Here is a 22,857-nt window from a genome sequence, read left to right as displayed (position 1 = left end):
TTCGCGCAACCGGGGTTTCTTTGGACCTATCCGGTCTGCTATGCCGCACTGCAACATAATACCTGCAGGAGCGACACATGAGCGCCACCGCCCGCAAGAAAGCCCCGAATGCCGAGGATATTCGCGCCCGAAAAGGTGGCGCGCCTCTGGTCTCGCTGACCGCCTATACCACGCCCATGGCACGTCTGATGGATGCGCATTGCGACTTTGTTCTGGTGGGTGACAGCGTTGGCATGGTGCTGCACGGCCTGGAATCTACCCTTGGCGTCACGATGGAGATGATGATCCTGCATGGGCAGGCCGTCGCGCGCGGTCTGGACAAGGCCATGATGGTCATAGACATGCCCTTTGGCAGCTATGAGCATTCTCCAGCCGATGCCTTCCGCAATGCCGCGCGCCTTATGGCAGAAACAGGTGCTGGGGCCGTGAAGCTGGAAGGTGGTGTTGAAATGGCAGAAACCATCCGATTTCTGGTCAAGCGTGGTATTCCGGTGATGGCCCATATCGGTCTGACCCCGCAATCGATCAACACGCTGGGTGGCTACAAGGTACAGGGCCGTGACGGACAGGCAGAAGCAGTCATGGCCGATGCCCATGCCGTGGCCTCGGCTGGTGCGTTTTCAGTCGTTCTAGAGAAAGTTCCACAAAAGTTGGCCGACCAAATCACCGAAGAGGTTGCGATTCCGACCATCGGCATCGGTGCCTCGGCTGGATGTGACGGGCAAATTCTGGTCGTGGACGACATGGTTGGCTTTTTCACCGCCTTCAAACCCAAGTTCGTCAAACGCTATGCCGAGCTCGGCCCACTGGCCGAAGCTGCCATAGCAGAATACGCCGCCGACGTGCGTGCAAGGACCTTCCCGGCAGACGAACATGTCTTTTCCGACCAGGCTCCGACCAAAGGACCTAAGGCATGACAGCACCGATTTTGCGGTCTCTGGCCGAACTGCGCGCCAAAACCACCGAATGGCACCGCGATGACGAAATGATCGGCGTGGTTCCCACCATGGGTGCGCTGCACGAGGGGCATTTATCGCTGGCACAGGCCGCGAAAGAAGGCTGCGACCGGGTCATCGTGACGATCTTTGTGAACCCCAAGCAGTTCAACAAACCCGAGGATCTGGCAAATTACCCCCGCACTGAACATGAAGACGCCAAAAAACTGGCTCCCTACGAGGTGGACGCGATCTATGTGCCGGACCCGCAGGAAGTCTATCCTGAAGGCTTTTCCACCACGGTTTCTGTCTCTGGCCTGACCGACATGATGGAAGGCCCCTTCCGACCGGGGCACTTTGAGGGCGTGGCCACGGTTGTTGCCAAGCTGTTTCTGCAAGCCCAAGCGGATCGAGCCTATTTCGGGGAAAAAGACTACCAGCAGCTTTTAGTTGTCCGCCGCATGGCGCGCGATTTGGACATCCCCGTTGAGGTTTTTGGCTGCCCGACCGTGCGCGAACCCTCAGGGTTGGCAATGTCTTCCCGTAACCTTCTGCTCTCATCTGACGGGTTGAAGATCGCGGAACATATGCACAAGGTCATGCGACAAGTCGCCCAAAACCTGGCGGAGGGCGGTGATTTCGCAACCTTGGCGCAAGATGCCAAAGCGCGCTTGCTGGCCGCCGGATTTTCCGAGGTTGAATACATTGATCTCCGCTGCGCCGAGACGCTGGAAAGCCTGCCCAATGCCAACAGGCCAGCCCGCCTGTTCGTCACTGCATGGGCGGATGGCGTCCGTCTGATTGACAATATCCCGGTCGATTCAGCCTGATTTCTGCTCTGGCCCCTACGCCGTTGTTTGCGCTAAAGTCCCGCGAAACGAGACCGGGGGAGAGCGGACATGACCTATATTCTGGCAATCGATCAGGGCACGACATCCTCGCGCGCCATTCTTTTTGACGCACAAATGCAGCCGGTAGGCACCGCACAACAAGAGTTTCCCCAGCACTTCCCACAGGAAGGTTGGGTTGAACATGACCCCGAGGATATCTGGTCCAGCGTTTTGCATGTGTGCCGCGAGGTGATGGAGACCACCGGCATTTCCGCCAAACAGATCGCCGGGATCGGGATCACCAACCAGCGTGAGACGACCGTCGTCTGGGACAAACACACCGGCAAAGCGATCCACAACGCCATCGTCTGGCAGGACCGCCGCACCGCCGACATCTGCGCCCGCTACAAACAAGCCGGATGCGAGGATGACGTCACGGCCCAAACCGGCTTGTTGCTGGACCCCTATTTCTCGGGGACGAAGGTCAAATGGTTGCTGGATAACGTCTCTGGCGCCCGCGACAAGGCCGAAGCCGGAGAGTTGCTGTTCGGCACTGTCGACAGTTTCCTGATCTGGCGGCTGACCCAGGGCCGTGTTCATGCCACCGACGCCACCAACGCCGCGCGCACCCTGTTGTTTGACATTCATAAAGGCACATGGAGTACCGAGATCTGCGATCTGCTGGATGTGCCGCTGAACCTTTTGCCCGAAGTGCGGGATTGCGCCTCGGACTTTGGCTCCACTGCGGAGTTCGGTGGCGAAATACCCATTCTGGGCGTTGCGGGTGACCAGCAAGCCGCCACCATCGGGCAGGCATGTTTCCAACCCGGCATGATGAAATCGACCTATGGCACGGGCTGCTTTGCGCTTCTGAACACGGGTGCACAGCCAGTTGAATCGAAAAATCGCCTGCTGACGACAATTGCCTATCAGTTGGACGGTCAGCGCACCTATGCGCTGGAAGGGTCGATCTTTATCGCGGGGGCGGCGGTGCAGTGGTTGCGTGACGCGCTACAGATCATCGAGTCGGCCCCTCAAAGCGGGGATCTGGCAACGCGGGCGGACCCGAACCAACACGTAATTCTGGTGCCTGCCTTCACTGGGCTGGGTGCACCCTATTGGAAACCCGATTGCCGTGGTGCGATGTTTGGTCTGACCCGCAACTCGGGTCGGGCCGAGATCGCTCGCGCCACGCTGGAAAGCATTGCCTTTCAAACACGAGATTTGTGGCATGCAATGCAAGGCGACTGGGGTGCCGAAACCAACGTGACTCTGCGTGTCGATGGCGGGATGAGCGCTTCTGACTGGACCATGCAAGGTTTGTCCAACTGCCTGGGCGCACCAGTGGACCGTCCGGTGATGCAGGAAACAACTGCGCTGGGTGCTGCATGGCTGGCCGGGATGAAAGCCGGAATTTTTCCGGATCAGGCCGGTTTTGCCGAAACATGGGCGCTGGACCGTCGCTTTGAACCGACGCAAGCGCAAGACGAACGCGACGCAACTTACGGCCGCTGGCAACGTGCCGTACAGGCCGCAATGGCGTTCTAGCTGTGGTCTTTCAACAAGCGCTGTTTCTGACGTGACCAATCCCGCTTGGCCTGAGTTTCCCGCTTGTCGTGAATCTTCTTGCCTTTGGCGATCCCGATCTTCAGCTTGGCCCGGCCCTTGTGGTTGAAGTACAGAACCAGCGGCACCAGCGTCATTCCTTTGCGCTGGGTCGCATTCCACAGGTTCGACAATTCCTTGCGTGACACCAGCAGCTTGCGGCGTCGGCGTTCTTCGTGCTTAAACACTTTGGCCTGTTCGTAGGGCGCGATGTAGCTGTTGATCAGCCACAGTTCTCCATCATCGACCGAAGCGTAGCTTTCGGCGATGTTCGACCCGCCTGCGCGCAGGGATTTGACCTCGGACCCTTCCAGGACGATACCGCACTCGATATCCTCTTCGATCGCGTAATCGAAGCGAGCGCGCCGGTTTTCGGCGATTATCTTATAATTCGGGTCTGTCTTCTGTTTGGCCATGACGCGTTGATTTAGGCGGCTTGCGCCGACCTTGCAAGGCAGGGTTTTCCCAACTGCGTCACGATTTGGCAGAAATGATCAGATCAGGGCCAAAAATCGTGTCAGCATATTTGTGCAGATAGATCTTGAGCCATGGCGTGAAACGATCCGGATGGCGGGCCACTTCGGCCAGAAGATCGTGATAATCGATCCAGCGAATGTCCATGACTTCGTCCGGGTTAGGCTCGATTTTCAGTGGGCCGCGAACATGGGCCAGAAAGACGTCGACAACTTCGTTCTCGACCATGTTGTTGCCCACATCTGCATGGTACTCCAGACGGTGCCGGTATTCTGGATAAAGACCCGTTATCCCAAGTTCTTCGCGCAGACGTCGCACGGCACAGGTTGACGAGCTTTCATCCCAATCCGGATGCGTGCAGCAGGTGTTCGCCCAAAGGCCGGGCGTGTGGTATTTGCCCATTGCGCGACGTTGCAGCAGAATTTCCGTTCCGCGAACAACAAACACGGACACAGCCTTGTGCTTGAGCCCTTTTTCGTGCGCTTCGAGCTTGTCCACAGGGGTCAATTGGCCATCGACCCAGGCCGGGATCATAATTCCCATCTGTCCTCTCCCGTTGCCAATCCGTCTGCCCGGCGCTGGTTTGAATTTAGCTGCCATCTGAACAGGCTGGCTGTACGACGCGATTTGACATCTCCCGTCAGTACCAAAGTGGCTTCTATTCACTTGGGTATCAATCGCACCAAAGGCCGCAGGGGCTGCGGCCTTTAGTCCATGTGCTTTAGCACCGTGCGTTAAGGCTTATTCGCCTGAAACGCTGACGATATAGGCATAGACGTCTTCAGCACCTTTTTTCAGCTTGAAGGTCATTTTCGACTTGGCAGCAGTGTCATCCAGATAAGATTTCAGGAATGCTTTGGGATCTTGCGAGTATTCGACAAAGGTCGTCTCGTCCCAAACCAGGCCTTTTTCCCCTGCGGCAACGATGCTGTCACCGTATTTGAAGCCTTCATATGTCCCAGCCGTGCGGCCCGCGATTCCATACAGGTTGGGCCCAGTCTTACCGCCTTTGACAATCACTTCACCTTCCGGGTCAGCGATCAGGTGGCAGGACTTGCATTTGTTGAAGGCTTTCTTGCCGGCTTCGGCATCGCCTTCAGCATAGGCGGGCAGTGCCAGAAGGCCGACAATTGCGGTAGCGAGGATGCGATTCATAGCTTGTGCTCCGATACAAAATGGCTGCACCGAATGGACCTTCGGCGCAAAAAAGAGTCAACGCGCAGATTGCCGCGCGGGCTTACTGTGCCACTGCGACAAAAGGGATGTCCTTAACTTATGTCATGTACCTCGGACCAGCACGGCAAAAGGTCGCCCGCTGCCGGAGTCGCCAGGTACACCGCCCGCGCAATAGCCCGCGCCAGACAAACCGAACCTGCATGACCGATGCGCCCCAGTTCAGCTTCGGTTGATAAGGGTCGAACACCGGTGCTGGCGGCAAAAACCAGATCGCCGTCGCCCGGTGTGTGGGCGGGCACAATCGCACGCGCAATGCCGTCATGGGCGGCAACGGCCATCCTCTGACATTGGGGCTTGGTCAAGGCTGCATCGGTTGCGACGATGGCAATGGTCGTATTTGTCTTAGCCGGGTCTGCAGATTTCATCGCCTGCGCCTTGAGGCTTGCTTGCGGAGTACCAAGAGCGGCATTGGTATCAGGCCCTAAACCGCCAAATTCGTTGCCGATTTCAAAAGGTGCCGCCCAGAAATGTTGATCACCCGGTGTGGTCACACTGCCCAACGGATTGGCTGCAACCAGCGCGCCAACAGTGATGCCACTGTCCAGAATTAACGAAGCAGAGCCCAGCCCGCCCTTTTGCATCGCAGCCAAAGCTCCGGTTCCCGCACCTACTGAACCGAGATCGAAGCGGTCCGAAGCCACCTCGAACGCTGTGCGACCCAGGGCACGATAGGGGTTGTCCTCCCAGTTTTTGTCACCACCGTTGAGCAGGTCAAACAGGATCGCGCCCGGAACTATGGGCACAGTGACGTCGCCGACCGGATAACCCCGCCCCCTTTTGCGCAGCCCGTCTGAGACGCCGGAACAGGCATCCAAGCCAAAGGCAGAGCCGCCAGACAATACAATCGCATCCACATGTGTCACGGCTTTGTCTGGTGCAAGAAGATCGGTTTCGCGCGTCCCGGGTGCGCCCCCCATCACATGGACCGAAGCCACAAACGGAGCCTGCGCCGTCAAGACTGTCGCGCCGGATTTCAGCGTGTCGTCCTGCGCGTTGCCGACCATCAGGCCGGGGATATCGGTGATCAAGTTTTTGGGTCCGGGGGTCATTTTTTGCTTCGATGTTCAGGCCGAAAAGCGCGCAAGCGCGCTGCCTCCGGCGGAGGTATTTTTGGCCAGATGAAGAGCGGATCAGATGCAGCGGCCACCGTCAACCTCAAGCGCTGTACCCGTGATCATGCTGGCCTCGTCCGAGCAGAGGAAACAGGCAGCATTGGCCATGTCTTCCGGTGTGGAGAAGCGGCCCAGCGGGATGGTCGACAGGAATTTGGCGCGAATCTCGGGCGTGTCTTCGCCCATGAAGGATTTCAGCAGCGGTGTTTCTCCGGCCACAGGACAGATCGCGTTTACACGTACACCGGTCGGGGCGAGTTCAACAGCCATGGTCTTGGTTGCCGTGATCATCCAGCCTTTTGAGGCGTTGTACCAGTTCAGGTTGGGACGCGGGGATAACCCAGCTGTTGAGGCCACGTTCAGGATCGCACCTGCCCCGCGCGCTTTCATCGCCGGGACAAATGCGCGGGCGGTCAGATAGACCGATTTCATGTTTACATTGAACAGTCGGTCGAAATCGTCTTCGGCGACATCTTCGAGCGGGGTCGGCAAATGCGTGACACCTGCATTGTTCACCAGAATGTCCAGATTTTCGAACTGACGCCTTGCGGTATCTGCCATGGCTTGAACCGACGCGCCGTCTGCAACGTCAACCTGGTGTCCGATTGCCTGTTCACCCAGGGTGTTTGCAAGATCCAGCGCCGCTTCGCCATTGATATCCGCAATCATGACGCGCGCACCTTCTTCGAGGAATTTTTGCACGATCCCTGCGCCGAACCCGGATGCGCCACCGGTTACGATTGCGGTTTTTCCCTCCAGCCTCATGGCATTACCCTCCTGCCTGTCAGGGGCAGAGTAACAACGCATCGAAAAGATGCCAGATCATTCTTCCGAGACCTTGCCCCGCAGTGTTTTAACGTCGCCGCGCGCCTTCTTGGCCGCCAACCTGCGCTTGACCGACCCATAGGTCGGCTTGGTTGCGATGCGCCGTTTGGGTTTAACGAGCGCACGGGTGATCAGTTCGGCCAGCCGTGCGCGTGCAATGTCACGGTTACGCGCCTGAGAACGGGTTTCTTCACATTGGATGATGATTGCGCCCTCTTTGGTCCAGCGCCGCCCGGCCAGTCGTTTCAAGCGGCTCTTGACCGGATCCGGCAAAGAGGGAGAGCGCGCGGCTTCGAACCGCAGTTCAACTGCGGTCGAGACTTTGTTGACGTTCTGCCCACCGGGACCGGAAGAGCGTACGAAGCTTTCGGTCATTTCCCAGTCTTGCAGGATGATATTGTCGGTGATGCGCAACATGGGCCGGACCTTACAGGGCACGGATGGAAACAGAAAGGGCCGCCCCTTTGGGACGGCCCTTCGAAAGTTCAGGAGGTCGGGTCGGTTAGATCAATCGACCAGCCGGAGCGAGCGCTCCGCCAAGGGCTGCCCTAGCAGGCTTTCCCCCCGGTTGTTCCGACACCTCTCTCCAATCTCTTTCTTGACACTGGATCACCTCCTTTTCTATCTGTTGCGGTTAACTTTGAGCCTGACACAATATGCGCCATTCTCAAAGCACTTTTTTACGCAGGCTGTGCGGCGGTCAGCCGGGCAACAATGACTTTGAACGGGATCAAAGCAATCAGCGCCAGCGACAGCTTCACCAGCCAGTCCGCAAAAGCCAACGTCACCCATAACGGGGCCATCGGGCCGGACAACATGAACGGCACAGGCTCCCACGCCCAGTTGATTGCGGCGTCGGCGTTGGCTCCGAAGAAGGTGACAGAGGCCGAGAATGCGATAGTGAAGAAGATGGCGGTATCGAGCGCCGAGCCCACCAGTGTCGATACCAAAGGCGCGCGCCACCAGCGGCCACCGCGCATGGCGTTGAACACTGTGACGTCGGTCAGTTGCGCGATCAGGAAGGCTGTGCCCGAGGCGACTGCGATCCGCAGTGGAACGGCGGCGTATTCAAACCCGTCGCCTTGCAGCATGATCTGGCTGCCGATCAGCGAACAAATGATGCCGGTGACAAACCCGGCGAACACGACTTTGCGGGCTGGTCCCACGCCATAGACGCGGTTCATGATGTCCGTGACCAGAAAAGCCAGCGGATAGGTGAAAGCACCCCAGGTCAACAGACCGTCAAGGATCAGAAACTGGACCAGGATGTTTGAGGCCACAACAATGGTGGCCATGGCAATGATGCCGGGAATGTAAGCGCGTTGCATGTTTTGATGCCCGTTTTGACAAGGTAGCGGCGACTTGGCCAAGGGACCGTCCCAAGGCAAGCCGTGCGTTTAGACCCTTGGAGGCCCCGAGTCAATCGGGCAGCAGATATTCCACCAATTCGGTCCGCTGCAGGGCCAAAAAGTTGTCATCCGAGATCATCGTAGCCCGCAAACGGCCTTGACCGTCGCGCCAGACTGACACCCCTTCGAGATTGTCATGTATGCCTGCTGCGGTTTCGAACAGGGTTTCTTCGGCGCTGAGAACGTCATCCGTCACCTCCCATCGACGCAGCCGAGAGCGGAACCCGATGAATCCAAGCTTACGCTCCAGCAGGTAAAACTTCCCGTCCGGGCCGAAATCAGCGCCGACTGGTTTGAAACCCGCGCGTTGTGGCAATACAAATGGGATCGACCATGCATCGCCATTCCATCGGTAAACCGGGATGTCCCCGTCAGCGGTACGGTCTTTTTCCGGGATCGTGTAAAGCCAGCCGCGTGCATCAATGGCAAGACCTTCGAACGACCCGTTGTCGGCGAGGTCGTCAAACTCGGGCAACCGAGGCAAAACTCGCGACCTTGCCCCCCGTGCTGCATAATACGCGACCCGGTGCACCCCTTCGAACGAGATGTAAACTCCACCACTTGGCGCCAATGCGAGCCCTTCGGAGTCGCCGACACCACCCTTCATGATGTGCCCTTGGCTGGATAAGATCCGCCACTGATCCAAAACACGAATGTTGGTGATCCGATCACTGTCCCGTTCTATTTGCGCGGTCGCCATCCTGGCCCGGTCGCTCAGCACCAGAATTTGCTGACCATCATCCGAAACCTGCAATGCCGAGAACCCCCCGAACCAGGTTGCCGGATCACGCCACTCGAAGCTGTGCAGATAAGTGGCTGCCTTGATCTCGACCGCGGCGACTGCCGTAGCCACAAACAGAAAGGCGGTTAGTTGGATTGCAAAACAGCTGCGCATTGTTGTGGTAAATCGGCCAGAACATACTCCCGGCGTTTCTTGGGGGCTGGGGCGTTTGGATCAGGTGGCGGCGGATTGAGGATGTTGTTTACCCATTCCTGCGCCTGTGCGCAGCCATCGCCCTTGGGTGGCGGGTCCTGGTTGACGCAGCCTTTCGACCCTCGGGGGCATTTCAGACGGACGTGAAAATGATAATGATGCCCCCACCATGGTCTGATCTTGCGCAGGTAGGCACGGTTGCCTTTTTCGTCGTTGCACATCTGCACCTTGGCACCGGGAAACACGAAGATGCGCGCAACGCGCTTGTCTTTTGCGGCCTCGCGCAAAACTGCATGGTGCTGTTTCGTCCAATTCCCGTTTACAAAGGCACCGTTCGCGCGTCGCAACGAAATGGACGAGATATTCTCGCGCGCTTTGCGGCTGAGGCGCATGTTGTTGCCCGGCAGCATCCAGATATCGATATCCAGACCCAACTGATGAGACCGATGGCCCGACGTCATCGGACCACCCCGTGGCTGGCTGATATCCCCGATATAGAGACCATTCCAACCCGGCTGTCGCGCCGCAAACTTGCTGAGGTCCTTCACGTAATCAATCGCCTCTGGGTGCCCCCAATTGCGGTTCCGAGACAGGCGCATGGCCTGCCACGTTGGTCCGGTTTCCGGCAATTGCACCGAACCGGCAGCGCATCCGCGCGAATAACTGCCGAAGGCTGCTGCTTTTTGTTGTGAACTGACCTTTTGTGCCCCAAACAACTGCTTTGCCAGAGGCTCTGCCGCCGCTGTGCTCGCAATAGTAAGCGCGGCCAAAATTATCAAAAAACGCTGTATAATCATCTGCTCTGATCCCCTTCCGGTCTGACCCAGCGCATCAGGAATAGCCCTAGAATAAACAACAGAATGATCGGTGACACCCCCAGACGCGCACTGCCGGTTGCGGTTGTTGCAATCCCGATCATCAACGGTGCAGCAAAAGCAGTCGCGCGCCCTGACAGGCCATAGAGACCAAAGCTTTCGACCGGCGTCTCCGGATCTGTGTGGCGTACCATCATCGAGCGACTGGCCGATTGCAGAATACCGCCCATACCACCGATCAACACACCGCAGCCGAAGAAAACGATATCCGGCAAGCTTGACCCTTCTTCGAGCTGGATGCCGTAGATTTGCGTCCGATCCATCATGACCACAGTGGCGCATACGAATATCAGAACCCAGATCGCAACGATGATCACGGGTTTGGGGCCGTATTTCTTGTCCAGCTTGCCGCCGAACCAGGAAAATGCCGCCGCTGCCAAAACGCTGACAATCCCGAAGACGCCGATCTTGATCAAATCCCACTCAAGCACGAGCCGCGCATAAACACCGCCAAAACTGTAAAGCCCGTTCAGCGCATCGCGGTAGAACATCGACGAACCGAGGTAGCTGGCCAGACTGACGCGATGACGCAGGTTAGACACTGATTTCGCCAGTAGCCGCAGCGCTTCACCCACACTGCCCGTTTTTTCACTTGGTGCGTCATCGCGCACCCACAGGAAGTAGGGCACCATAAACAGAATGAACCAAGCAGCCGTAAACGGGCCGACAAAACGTGTGCCTTCCCGGGTCGCCGCATCTAGACCCAAGGCAGGCTCCATCCCGATCAGTGTTTTGCCGTTCGCCTGTTCCACAAACAGCGCCAACATGATCGCCAGTGAGATCAGGCCGCCGAAATAGCCAAATGCAAAGCCCGAGCCCGAAATCTCGCCCACTTCACTGTCGTCGCCCAAATCAGGTAGCTGGGAATTGATAAAGATCAGCGCATATTCCGCGCCCACGAAACCCAGCCCAAAGGCCGACAGCATCAGCCACATGTTCGAGCCATCGGGCATCGTGTACCACAACGCACCGGATCCAACCGCGTACATAACCGAAAACGCAAAGATCCACGGAATGCGCCGTCCTGACACATCCGCCATCGCCCCCAGCAAAGGCGCGCCAAAGGCAATGATCAACCCTGTGATCGTCAAACAGTTCGCCCAGACCGTCTGTGCCTGCGCGGCTGCGGCTTCGGCATTCAGCCCACTGTTCGCGTAATACCCGGCTGCCACCCCGGCAAAATATGGGCCAAAGACAAAGGTGACCAACAGCGTGTGATACGGCTGGCTGGCCCAGTCAAAGAACCACCAGCCCCAGATGCGCTTGCGTTTGGAAATCTCTGCCATTTCTGCCTCTGTTATTGTTGTGTTTATAAGACGGGGGTTTGGTTCAATTCGCAAGCGTTGAGTGTCAGGCACTTGCTCTTTGCCGCTGTGGTGCTTAGGTCTCGGCGAACAAGAAAACGGAGAACCCATGCTGTCGCTGATCCAAATCCTGCTGCTGATCCTGGACGTTGTCTGGTTCATCATTCTGGCCCATGTGATCATGAGCTGGCTGATAAACTTTCAGGTGCTCAACTTGCACCAGCAACTGGTTGCGCAAATCTGGTACGGGTTGAACCGCATATTAGAGCCTATTTACGGCCCCATCCGTCGCATCCTGCCCAATATGGGCGGGCTGGATCTAACACCTTTGGTGGTCCTGATCGGGGTCTATGCGCTGCGGATCATCCTGATCAACAATGCACCCTATTTCTACTGACCTCTTGTTCACCAAATCTTAGTATGTGATTGTCCTGTCTTAAGAGCAGACAAACCTTAAAACAGGGCAACCCCGCAGATGTTCGACTCCGCACCCCTGCTGCGAGATGTCTTTGGATTCGATGACTTCCGCCCCGGACAGGAAGAGATTGTCGATTCCGTGACCGCCGGCGAAAACGTGCTTGCGATCATGCCGACCGGGGGCGGGAAATCCCTGTGTTATCAACTTCCTGCCTTGCTGCGCGACGGGGTGACGGTGGTGATTTCACCACTGATCGCCTTGATGCGTGATCAGGTGCGCGGACTGCAGGAAGCCGGGGTTGAAGCCGGGGCACTGACCTCGGGCAACACACCCGAAGAGACCGACGCGGTGTGGGAAGCCTTGGAGGCTGGGCGGCTTAAACTGCTTTACATGGCGCCTGAACGTCTGGCCGCCGGGTCGGCGTTGGGCATGCTGCGCCGGATCAATGTCAGCCTGATCGCCGTGGACGAGGCGCATTGCGTCAGCCAATGGGGTCACGATTTTCGTCCAGATTACCTGCGGATCGGTGAACTTCGGCGCGCGCTGGATGTCCCCCTCGCCGCTTTCACCGCCACGGCGGATGCGGAAACGCAGGATGAGATTGTCGAGAAATTGTTCGACGGCATCGAACCGCGCAAGTTTCTGCGGGGTTTTGATCGGCCTAACATCCATCTGGCCTTTGCTGCCAAGGACGGGCCGCGCAAACAGATCCTCGATTTTGCAGCCGCACGCAAAACCCAATCCGGCATCGTCTATTGCGGCACCCGCAACAAGACCGAAGTGTTGGCTAAGGCTCTGCGCGACGAAGGGCACACAGCCTGCCACTATCACGGTGGCATGGACCCCGAGGATCGTCGCATCGTCGAAACCCGCTTCGCCCGCGAGGACGGTCTGATAGTTGTGGCCACCGTGGCCTTTGGCATGGGCATCGACAAACCCGATATCCGTTGGGTGGCCCATGCTGACCTGCCCAAATCCATCGAGGCCTATTATCAGGAAATAGGGCGCGCGGGCCGTGACGGAGGCCCTGCCGAAACGCTTACCCTGTTCGGCCCTGACGATATCCGCCTTCGGCGATCGCAGATCGACGAGGGGCTGGCCCCGCCCGAGCGTCGCATGGCAGATCATGCCAGGCTGAATGCTTTGTTGGGCTTGGCCGAAGCGCTGGAATGCCGTCGTCAAACCTTACTGGACTATTTTGGTGAACAGGCTGCGCCCTGTGGCAAATGCGACCTGTGCGACACCCCGCCCGAGGTCTTCGACGGCACCACCCCCGTCCGTATGGCCCTTTCCTGTATCCTGCGCACCGAGGAATGGTTTGGCGCGGGCCATCTGATCGATATTCTGCTGGGGAACGAGACCGACAAAATCCGCGCGCGTCGTCACGACGATCTGTCCACTTGGGGCATCGGCAAAGACTGGTCGCGCCCTCAGTGGCAGGCGATTTTCCGGCAGATGATGGGGCATGATCTGGTCCGCCCAGATCCAGAGCGCCACGGTGCATTGCGCATGACCGAAGCTGCCAAGCCGATCCTGAAAGGCGAGGCGCAGATTAATCTGCGCAAAGATACGATCCGAAAAGCCACGCGCCGACCCGCAGTGAAAGCCATGGTATCCGAAGAAGACGCTCCGCTGCTGTCGGCACTTAAAGCGAAACGCCGAGCACTGGCTGAGTCTGCGCGCGTGCCGGCCTATGTCATCTTCCCAGACCGCACTTTGATCGAAATGGCTGAAAACCGACCCACAACACTGGATGACATGGCTCGAATTGGCGGCGTTGGTGCCAAGAAGTTGGAACGCTATGGCGACACTTTCCTTGAAGTCATTGTAGGCGCGGTCGAGGCCGTTCACCCTGCGCGGCGCAAACTGGCCGGGCGCGATCAGGGTGAGATCTATGACCGTTTACTCGAAGTGCAATCTCAGTTGTCGCGTGGTCCCGAGGGGATTGATAAGCCACTGACCTGTTCTGCCTCGCAACTGGCAAAGGTGGCGCAAATGCGCCCCGATGACCCACGCGGGATCGAGACGGTGCTGGGTGATCGACGTCACGAAAGGTTTGGCGCTGCCTTTCTGGACGTGCTGCGTGAGGCGGGCTAGTTCGTTTTACGTTTCAATCGTGTCAAAAGACGCTGCCTCTCCCTATGGTCGACCGCGCCTTTCGACAAATGCTCTTTTGGTAACACGCAAAACGACCTAGATACACAAAAGCAGGTAAGGAAAGAGGGCGGATATGATGGTAGTGATTTCCCCGGCCAAGCGGCTGGACTGGGCAGAGCGGGATGTCGCGGTCACACAACCCGACTTTCAGGATGACGCGATCCGGTTATCTAAAACAGCCCGCAACCTGACACTTGGCGATCTGAAAAAGTTGATGAACCTGAGCGACGATCTGGCACGCCTGAACCGCGACCGCTATCGCACCTTTTCGGATACGCCCGAGGCCGAGGCCACGCGCCCTGCCGCGCTTGCTTTTGCTGGCGACACTTACCAAGGGCTTGAGGCCAGTTCTCTGGATGCCGAGGAACTGGCGTGGGCCCAGGACCACTTGCGCATTCTGTCAGGGCTGTACGGTGTGCTGCGCCCATTGGATGCGATTCAGCCGTACCGGCTGGAGATGGGCGGCAAGCTGAAAACTCGGCGCGGCAAGAACCTGTATGAATACTGGGGCAACCAACTCAGCAAAACGCTGAATACCCAAGGTGCAGAGATTGGAAGTGACTTTCTGATCAACTGCGCCAGTCAGGAGTATTTTGGCGCGGTTGACTTGAAAGCGCTGAAACTGCGGGTCATCACACCGGTGTTTATGGAAGACAAGAACGGGACCCCGAAGATCGTAAGTTTCTTTGCCAAAAAGGCTCGCGGTGCCATGGCGCGATATATCGTTCAGCACCGTCTGACCGACCCAAAGGCCCTGCTGGAATTTGACACTGGTGGGTATGAATACCGTCCTGACCTGTCTGAAGAGGACAAACCGGTCTTTGTCAGGCCCTATACAGCCTGAACATCATTGAAACACCTGGTCGCGGTTGCGGCCACGGAAGGAAGCGAGGGGCCAGCCCCTCGCGCTCCCCGAGGTATTTTTAGCCAGATGAAGCAGGATCCTGTTTTTGATCGCAGCGGTTTGTGATGAACTCTTCGGGTTCGGATTTATCAACAGGTCTCACGTTACTGGGTTGGTGGTTCAAGATCATCTGATGAATGAGGGTTTTGTGCAGCGGTTTGGTCAAATAGTGGTCGAGTCCTGCCGATAATATCCCCTCATCGTCCCCAGCCATCGCGTGCGCGGTCAGGGCAACGATCGGGACGTGTCGGCCGGTTTCAACTTCGAGCCTACGGATTTCGGCAGTGGCTTGTTTGCCGTCCATCTTGGGCATTGAAATATCCATGAAAATCAAGTCAGGCTCGAACTTCTGATAGATATCAACCGCCTCAAACCCATGAGATGCAAATCGTAGGTCAATGTTCAAAGTCTTGAGCATCTTTTTCAGGATCAATTGATTAGTGCGGTTGTCTTCGGCTGCAAGAATCTTCATTCGCCGGAGCGTTTTTGATCCGGAATCCTTTTTATTAGACTCTGACTTTGTCTGCTGCGGCGCTCGATCAGATTGCGGTGAGGCTTTCAGAGTCATCAACCTGGCATACAGCTCTGATCGGGGAATGGGTTTCTGAAGAACGCCACTTACGAGGTCGCGCGCCGGATGGGCGTGGATCAATGCGGGATTTGCGGACATCACAATGATCGGCAAGTCACCCCATCCCCGATCCTTGAGTGAGGTCGCAAGGTCCAGCCCATCCATGTCAGGCAGATCATGGTCACTCAGCACCAATTCTATCTGATCATTCATCAAGGACAGCGCCTCTCTGCCCGACGCGCAGACAGTCACTTCAGCACCCAGCTGGCCTAGCTGTTTCGCCAGAATTGCCCGGTTTACGGCCAGATCTTCGACCACCATCACGTGTTTGACGCAATCTGCCAGATTCGGCGGCTCGGGTTGCTTGCCTTCGGCGGTGGGCAGAGAGATGCGAAACCCGAAACAGGACCCAAGCTCCAGTTCGCTTTCCACCCAAACAGTGCCGCCCATCATTGAAATCAGCCGTTTTGTGATAGCCAAGCCCAGCCCTGTACCTTCGAATTGGCGGTTGCGCTCGTCTTCAACTTGATTGAACTCGCCAAAGATGTGACTGATTTTTTCAGCCTCGATACCGATGCCTGTATCTTCGATGGCAACATGGATGTCGCAGGTCTGTTTATCCGGGTGGGGCACACCCGTGACCCGGATTAGAACATGCCCTTCGGACGTGAATTTGACCGCGTTGCCAACCAAATTGGTCAGAACCTGTCGTATCCGTCCGGGATCACCAACAAACAGAGTGGGCAGGAACAGGTCGTAATCCACCAGTAGTGTCAGGCCCTTGTCGCGCACACTGGGTTGCAAGAGCATCGCAACCTCGAGAATGCAGCGTTCCAGATCGAAATGTTCGGGATGAAGAACAAGCTTGTCCGCTTCGATCTTCGAGTAGTCCAACACGTCATTGATGATGACCAGCAAGGCTTCACCCGAATTGCGGATGGTGTTGACGTACAGACGCTGTTCTTCGTTCAAAGGGGTTTCGTCCAACAGCTCACTCATCCCGACGATACCATTCATCGGCGTGCGGATTTCATGACTCATGTTGGCCAGAAATGCTGACTTTGCGCGGTTGGCCGCCTCGGCACGCTCGCGCGCGGCTGTCAGTTCGGTCTCATGCCGAACCGACGCCGTGATGTTGAGCGCAAGACTAACCACGTCACCACCATTTCCCCGCTGGTCAATCAGGCGGATGTATTGCCCGTTCCACAGTTGCAGTACGATGGGTGGAGGATTAGCGCGTTTCCAGCGTGCCTGCATCCTGGCGCGCCACGCATCAGCCGTGTCATCGCCGATGTCGACAATGCCTTCGGTTGTCAACAATTCTAGAATGCGGGGATATGTTATCCCAGGCACCACCTCATCCAAACCGTCAAAAACACTTAGATAAGCGGTGTTGGCTCCGATCAATCTGCCATCGCCGTCGAAAAAGGCAAACCCGTCCTGAATGGTTTGGATAGAATGCCACAAACGGCGTTCAGCCACCTCGATCTTGGCATTCGCGACGGTCAGGTCGGATTTGACCTTCTCATTCTCGTCGCGGACGGTTTCAACCTCGGCCTGAGTCTCACCAATGCGTTTGGTCAATGCCATCGCATGCTGGCCCAGTTTACGGTTGGCCGCCGAAAGCTCGGCCTGTTTCAAGGCCAGCATACGTTCGGCCGCCAGACGTGCGCGCCGTTCCTGTGCCAGTTTGTGTGCAAGACTCATGGTAATCGATTCCGGGACGTTCCGGTCCCACCATCGCGGCAGAGAATGAAAAACTGTTTAAGCCGTTGCGTGACAGGTACGCGCCATGCAAGGTTGAGCACAAAGAGGAGGGCAACATGCACCGCTTTGTTTTTATTTCAATAACTTATATCTTTTCACTCTTGATCCTGCCCGTCACCGCTCTGGCGCAGAACGCCGTGCCTGACTTCCGCTACATAACCACCCGGGACACGGACTTTTATGGGTCAGATCTGGATGCTCTGTTCGACACAGATCTGAAATCATGCATTCGGGCATGCTCGGCCAATGATCGCTGCACTGCTTTCACCTATAACACGCGATCCGATGCCTGCTTTCCCAAGGACGGGGTGACCCGGCAGGAGGCGTATCAAGGGGCGCTTTCCGCGCAAAAGGTAACGACCTCAGAACAGGCTCTGAAATTGGGCAAAACCCGTGCGGCAGCGTTGAGCGTTCTGGGTTCTGCTGATTTGAAGCGGGCGACAGATCAGGCGCGCAACCTGGGATTCCTGCATCCTGCCGGCGGTTACGACCTGAAAGCTGTGTTGGACGCAGCGCGTAGCGCGGGCAGTGCGACGCAAGCGATGCAATGGACCGGCGTTGCCGTGTCTCTCAGCGATGCGCCGGACCTGTGGGTGGAATACGCGCGACTATTGCTGATTATGAACCCCTCGGGCTGGAGCGAACGACGGGATTTGCGCAATCGTGCATTGAACGCTGCGATCAATGGCTATCTGCGCGCCGAGACCCCGGGCACCCAGATTATGGCTCTGATGACTATGGCAAACGCGCTGGAAGAAGTTGAGCGCGGGCGTGACATGGTTCCAGTGCTGCGCCTGGCCGAGCAAGTGCAACCGCGCGAGGATGTGTTGGCCGTACTCGACGATGCCATTGCAAAATATGGCTTCCGCGTTGTCGATAGCTCGGTCGAAAGCGATGCTGCCGCCCCCCGGATCTGTGTTGAGTTTTCCGAACCCCTGGTCAAGGCCGGCGTGGACTATGATCCGTTTGTGCAGCGTGGCGATGTCGGGTTGGTCGTACAGGCTGAGGATAAACAGCTTTGCGTCGACGGGGTCGCGCATGGCCAGCGATATCGCGTGACACTGCGGCAAGGGTTGCCAGCTGCCTCGGGTGAAGTACTGAACCGAAACGTTGAACTGACCCATTACGTGCGCGACCGAACGCCTTCGGTTCGCTTTCCCGGGCGCAGCTATGTCCTCCCGAAATCTGCGGATGCGGCTTTGCCGGTCGAAACGGTCAACGTCACCGAGCTGGATCTGATCCTGCGGCGGATCAGCGACCGGAACCTGTTGCGAGCCGTGCAACAGGACTTCTTTGGCCGTCCGCTCAGCGAATGGCAGGAAGAGGAATTCTCGGACCAGATTGCCGAGGATATCTGGACCGGCACTGCCGAGGTATCCAATCAGTTGAACCAAACCATGACGGCGCGCCTTCCTATGGCAGAGGCCATCGCTGGTCAGTCTGCAGGCATCTATGCGCTGACAGCCCGTGTTCCGGGGGCTGATCCTTATGACGACCCCGGCGCGACGCAGTGGTTTGTGTTGTCTGATCTGGGGATCAGCACCGCGCTTGGCACCGATGGGCTGCACGTAACGGTGCGCGGCCTCAGCGATGCGGCACCGCGTCAGGACGTCGAGGTTTCGCTGGTCACAAATGCGAACGCGGTCATTGCAACCGCGCGGACCGATGAAACGGGCTATGCCAGATTCGATCCAGGCCTGATCCGCGGAAAAGGGGCCAGTGCGCCTGCCTTGGTGATGGCCTCTGCCGGAGACAGCGATTTCAGCTTTTTGTCCCTCACCGATCCCGCCTTTGATCTGTCGGATCGCGGCGTTGAAGGGCGCGCGCCTGCGGGGCCGGTTGATGTCTTCCTGACCACGGATCGGGGTGCCTATCGTGCCGGAGAGGTCATCCATGTCACCGCGCTGTCCCGAGATGGTGAAGCACAGGCCATTGAAGCGTTGCCACTGACCGCGATCCTGTATCGTCCGGACGGGGTGGAATACCGTCGGTCTGTCTCGGACGGGGGCATTGCCGGGGGGCATGTCTTTGCTTTGCCTGTCGCCATCGACGTACCGCGTGGAGCATGGAAGATTGAGATTAAATCTGATCCCAAAGGCGAGGCACTGGCGCGTCAGACGGTACTGGTCGAGGATTTTCTGCCTGAACGTATCGATTTCGATCTGACCCTACCCGACGCGCCCTTGCGGCCCGGCGATAGCCCACCGCTTTCCATAGATTCGCGCTATCTGTTTGGTGCGCCGGGATCTGACCTGAGCATTGACGGACAGGTCATCGCGCGCGCCGCGGACACCGTTCCGGGGTACGAAGGTTACCGCTTTGGCCGCTACGATGCTGAGGCCGTGATCAAAAGCACTTATTTCGGAAACACGCGCACGGATGCGGCGGGACAGGCCACCGTGGCCGTCGAAATTCCAGTGTTAGAGACTGAAGGAAAGCCCATTGAGGCTGAAATCATCGCACGATTGACCGATGGCTCTGGCCGTCCGGTTGAACGTCGCCTGTCTGCTCCGGTTCTGCCACCGCAGCCGGTGATCGGTGTCAAACCTTTGTTCGAACAGGTTGTTCCCGAAAGTACCGAAGCGGCGTTTCAGATCGTCGCGCTCGCCCCTGATCTGAGCCCGAGTCCGATGCGTCTGCGTTGGACTCTGAACCGGGTCGAGACGCGGTATCAGTGGTATCAGCTGTACGGCAACTGGAATTGGGAACCGACAACCCGCCGCACACGCATTGCCACCGGCGAAGTTGACATCTCGACAGATCCTTTGACACTGGCGCAGCCCGTGGATTGGGGCCGTTATGAACTGGTCGTCCAGCGCATCGACGGCACATATGCCGAAACCGCTGTCGATTTCTATGCGGGCTGGTATCAGGCCGCGGATGCGTCAACCACACCAGACCGGCTTGAGATGTCGCTGGACCGTGACAGCTTTCGCGCAGGCGATACCGCGCAGTTACGGATCGTCCCGCGCATGGCGGGCGTCGCCCAGATCGAAATCCTGTCGAACCGGCTGATCCATCGCCAAATGGTGGACGTGCCGGAAGGTGAAACCGTAATCCCGATCGAAGTGACCGAAGATTGGGGCGCGGGGGCTTATGTCACCGCCTCGGTCATCCGCCCGATGAACGTCGCAGCAGGTCAAAACCCGGCGCGTGCGATGGGCGTGGCACATGCCACCATTGATCCAGCAGATCGCAAGCTGGAAGTCGTTATTGATGTGCCCGAGGTCACATCTCCACGGCAAACGCAAAAAGCCCGTGTTAGGGTCGAAAATGCCTCGGAGAATGATCCTGTCTGGCTAACACTGGCTGCAGTGGATGTGGGCATTCTGAACCTGACTGGATTCGAAAGCCCGGATCCGCAGGAATATTACTTTGGGCAACGTCGTCTTGGCGTGGATCTGCGCGACGTTTACGGGCGCCTGATCGACGGCATGACCGGAGCGATGGGTACCGTCCGTTCCGGTGGTGACGCCGACAACGGCATGCGCCGCCAATCCCCGCCTCCGACGCAAGACTTGATGGCTGTGTTCAGCGGCCCGGTTCAAGTCGGCCCGGACGGAGAGGTTGAGGTGGACATTCCCCTACCCGCCTTCAACGGCACTGTCCGATTGATGGCTGTCGCGTGGTCACCCAAAGCGGTCGGGCAGGCCGAAGCCGATATGATCGTCCGCGATCCGGTGGTCGTCACCGCCAGCCTGCCCCGTTTCCTTGCCCCCGGCGATCAAAGCCGAATGCGGCTTGAGATCGTTCATGCCGATGGCACACCCGGGGACATGGTACTTGGTCTGACGGCTTCCGGTGGATTGAAACTGGGTGAGGCACCGACCAACTTTGTGTTGGAGAACGGTGGCAAGGCGATCTTTGACATCCCCGTCACAGCCAGCGTTGTTGGCGATCCCGAAATCAGTGTCTCGATCACCACACCGGACGGGCGCGACTTGTCGCAAACCCTGCGCATGCCCATACGTGCCAATGATCCGGTGATTGCACAGACAAGACGTTTCGCGTTAGGGGCCGGGGACAGCTTCCTGTTTTCACAGGACGTATTTGACGGGTTCCAGCCCGGTTCGGCCAAGGCCATCTTATCCGCCGGAGCTTTGGCAAAGTTCGACACGCCCGGTCTGTTGGATCAGTTGAACCGTTACCCCTATGGCTGCACGGAACAGATCACCAGCAAAGCCCTGCCGCTGCTTTATCTGTCATCCGTCGCGCAGGCCTCGGGGCTGGGGGACGGTCCGGTGGTGGATCAGCGCATCGCAGAGTCCATTCGCAGCATCCTGACCCGTCAGGCAGCCAATGGTGCCTTTGGCCTTTGGCGTGCAGACAGTGGGGATTTCTGGCTGGACGCTTACGTGACGGACTTCCTGTCCCGTGCGCGCGCACAGGGATACCCTGTGCCGGATCGCGCCTTTGCCCAGGCCATGGATAACCTACGAAATAGGGTCAATTACGCGCCAGATTTCGACGAAGGCGGTCAGGATATTGCCTATGCCCTGATGGTTTTGGCACGAGAAGGCGCGGCATCGATGGGTGATCTGCGCTACTATGCAGATGTCAAAGGGGATGCGTTCGACACCCCATTGGCGGCCGCACAATTGGGCGCAGCACTTGCATCTTACGGCGATCAGACCCGGGCGGACGCGATGTTCAACCGCGCCGCTCGCATGTTGGAACAAGTTCCGGATGAGCAGGAAAATTACTGGCGCGCGGATTTTGGCACGCACCTGCGGGATGCGGCAGGTCTGTTGACTCTTGCCGTGGGCGCGGGCAGTGAGGCCGTCAATCGCGACGCACTGATCCAACGTGTCAGCGCCAGTCGCGCCCCGTTGTCCACGCAAGAGGCAACGTGGTCGCTTTTAGCCGCCCATGCGCTGGTGTCTGATCCGACTGGATCGGGCTTGACCGTCAACGGCTCTCAGGTGTCTGGTCCGTTTGTGCAGGTGCTGCAGTCTGGTCAGGCGGATGAGGTCAACATCACGGCAAGTGACGGCCAAGCCACGGACATCACCCTGACAGTCACCGGGATCCCTGAGGTTCCGCCCGAAGCGGGCGGCACCAGTTATTCGATCGAACGACAATATTACTCGATGGATGGCGATCCGATTGACGCCAACAGCTTTGAAACCGGCGAAAGGTTTGTCACGGTTCTGACAGTGACCCCGTTCGAAAGCGGCGGGGGGCGGCTGATGGTCGATGATCCACTTGCCGCCGGGATCGAAATCGACAACCCCAGTCTGCTGCGTTCAGGCGATGTACGGTCGCTGGACTGGCTGGACCTGTCTGAGGCAACTCATACCGAGTTCCGTTCTGACCGTTTCCTTGCTGCGGTTGATCTGTCCGGCGGTGAAACGGTAACGCTAGCCTACGTGGCGCGCGCTGTTACGCCGGGTATCTTCCATCATCCTGCGGCCTCAGTTGAGGATATGTATCGCCCGCAGAATCGGGCACGCACAGCGACCGGTCGGGTTGAGGTTCATTGATCAGCTTTGCAACATATC

Annotated in this window: 18 protein-coding genes; 7 read left to right on the top strand and 11 right to left on the bottom strand. The window is 57.8% G+C overall.

The window, feature by feature from the left end:
• Positions 1-77 precede the first annotated feature (77 nt).
• From panB to glpK, 3 genes are all read left to right on the top strand, one after another.
• Positions 78-917, top strand: coding sequence for a 3-methyl-2-oxobutanoate hydroxymethyltransferase (panB, locus tag I9187_RS01235; protein ID WP_171237933.1), 840 nt, complete (start codon positions 78-80; stop codon positions 915-917).
• Entirely contained in the window at positions 914-1,765 is an 852-nt protein-coding gene (panC, locus tag I9187_RS01230; RefSeq protein WP_209940042.1) for a pantoate--beta-alanine ligase, read from the top strand. The genes panB and panC overlap by 4 nt, the downstream gene beginning before the upstream one ends.
• A 69-nt stretch (positions 1,766-1,834) precedes the next feature.
• A complete protein-coding gene (gene glpK / locus I9187_RS01225) occupies positions 1,835-3,313 on the top strand; it encodes a glycerol kinase GlpK (protein ID WP_171178345.1) in 1,479 nt (492 codons plus the stop codon).
• Here glpK and smpB read toward each other — a convergent pair.
• The 10 genes from smpB to I9187_RS01175 all read right to left on the bottom strand — a co-directional run bounded on the left by smpB (position 3,310) and on the right by I9187_RS01175 (position 11,521).
• Positions 3,310-3,786: an SsrA-binding protein SmpB gene (gene smpB, locus I9187_RS01220; RefSeq protein WP_171178347.1), complete on the bottom strand. Its 477-nt coding sequence runs from the start codon at positions 3,784-3,786 to the stop codon at positions 3,310-3,312. The genes glpK and smpB overlap by 4 nt on opposite strands.
• A gap of 58 nt (positions 3,787-3,844) precedes the next feature.
• Positions 3,845-4,387 (bottom strand): isopentenyl-diphosphate Delta-isomerase, encoded by a 543-nt coding sequence (idi, locus tag I9187_RS01215; RefSeq protein WP_171234754.1) that lies wholly within the window; start codon positions 4,385-4,387, stop codon positions 3,845-3,847.
• A gap of 198 nt (positions 4,388-4,585) precedes the next feature.
• Positions 4,586-4,999, bottom strand: coding sequence for a c-type cytochrome (locus I9187_RS01210; protein WP_171093120.1), 414 nt, complete (start codon positions 4,997-4,999; stop codon positions 4,586-4,588).
• A gap of 113 nt (positions 5,000-5,112) precedes the next feature.
• On the bottom strand, positions 5,113-6,129 hold the full coding sequence (locus I9187_RS01205; protein WP_171178352.1) for a P1 family peptidase: 1,017 nt from the start codon (positions 6,127-6,129) through the stop codon (positions 5,113-5,115).
• An 81-nt stretch (positions 6,130-6,210) separates the two neighbouring features.
• Positions 6,211-6,957: an SDR family oxidoreductase gene (locus tag I9187_RS01200; RefSeq protein ID WP_171178353.1), complete on the bottom strand. Its 747-nt coding sequence runs from the start codon at positions 6,955-6,957 to the stop codon at positions 6,211-6,213.
• Between the two features lie 57 nt (positions 6,958-7,014).
• Entirely contained in the window at positions 7,015-7,434 is a 420-nt protein-coding gene (gene arfB, locus I9187_RS01195) for an alternative ribosome rescue aminoacyl-tRNA hydrolase ArfB (protein ID WP_209940041.1), read from the bottom strand.
• A gap of 263 nt (positions 7,435-7,697) precedes the next feature.
• On the bottom strand, positions 7,698-8,345 hold the full coding sequence (locus I9187_RS01190; protein WP_171178357.1) for a queuosine precursor transporter: 648 nt from the start codon (positions 8,343-8,345) through the stop codon (positions 7,698-7,700).
• 91 nt (positions 8,346-8,436) lie between these two features.
• Positions 8,437-9,321 carry an esterase-like activity of phytase family protein gene (locus tag I9187_RS01185; protein ID WP_171178359.1) on the bottom strand — a complete coding sequence of 295 codons (885 nt, stop codon included), beginning with the start codon at positions 9,319-9,321 and terminating at the stop codon, positions 8,437-8,439.
• Entirely contained in the window at positions 9,294-10,157 is an 864-nt protein-coding gene (gene mepA / locus I9187_RS01180; RefSeq protein ID WP_171178361.1) for a penicillin-insensitive murein endopeptidase, read from the bottom strand. The genes I9187_RS01185 and mepA overlap by 28 nt, the downstream gene beginning before the upstream one ends.
• Positions 10,154-11,521 (bottom strand): MFS transporter, encoded by a 1,368-nt coding sequence (locus I9187_RS01175; protein WP_171178363.1) that lies wholly within the window; start codon positions 11,519-11,521, stop codon positions 10,154-10,156. Before I9187_RS01175 ends, mepA begins: the two co-directional genes overlap by 4 nt.
• Before the next feature lie 127 nt (positions 11,522-11,648).
• Between I9187_RS01175 and I9187_RS01170 the strand changes: the two genes are divergently transcribed.
• From I9187_RS01170 to yaaA, 3 genes are all read left to right on the top strand, one after another.
• Entirely contained in the window at positions 11,649-11,936 is a 288-nt protein-coding gene (locus I9187_RS01170; RefSeq protein ID WP_171178365.1) for a YggT family protein, read from the top strand.
• A gap of 78 nt (positions 11,937-12,014) precedes the next feature.
• Positions 12,015-14,054, top strand: coding sequence for a DNA helicase RecQ (gene recQ, locus I9187_RS01165; RefSeq protein ID WP_171178367.1), 2,040 nt, complete (start codon positions 12,015-12,017; stop codon positions 14,052-14,054).
• A 133-nt stretch (positions 14,055-14,187) separates the two neighbouring features.
• On the top strand, positions 14,188-14,958 hold the full coding sequence (yaaA, locus tag I9187_RS01160; RefSeq protein WP_209940040.1) for a peroxide stress protein YaaA: 771 nt from the start codon (positions 14,188-14,190) through the stop codon (positions 14,956-14,958).
• A gap of 79 nt (positions 14,959-15,037) precedes the next feature.
• On the opposite strand, the gene I9187_RS01155 is transcribed toward yaaA, so the two are convergent.
• Entirely contained in the window at positions 15,038-17,296 is a 2,259-nt protein-coding gene (locus I9187_RS01155) for a response regulator (RefSeq protein WP_209509343.1), read from the bottom strand.
• Between the two features lie 116 nt (positions 17,297-17,412).
• On the opposite strand from I9187_RS01155, the gene I9187_RS01150 reads away from it, so the two are divergent.
• On the top strand, positions 17,413-22,839 hold the full coding sequence (locus I9187_RS01150) for an alpha-2-macroglobulin family protein (RefSeq protein ID WP_209940039.1): 5,427 nt from the start codon (positions 17,413-17,415) through the stop codon (positions 22,837-22,839).
• The last annotated feature ends 18 nt before the right edge of the window (positions 22,840-22,857 follow it).

The organism is Ruegeria sp. HKCCE4148 (assembly GCF_017872495.1).
Taxonomy (GTDB): domain Bacteria; phylum Pseudomonadota; class Alphaproteobacteria; order Rhodobacterales; family Rhodobacteraceae; genus Ruegeria.
The sequence above is the reverse complement of the archived record's forward strand: the minus strand, read 5'-3'. Positions and strand labels throughout refer to the sequence as shown.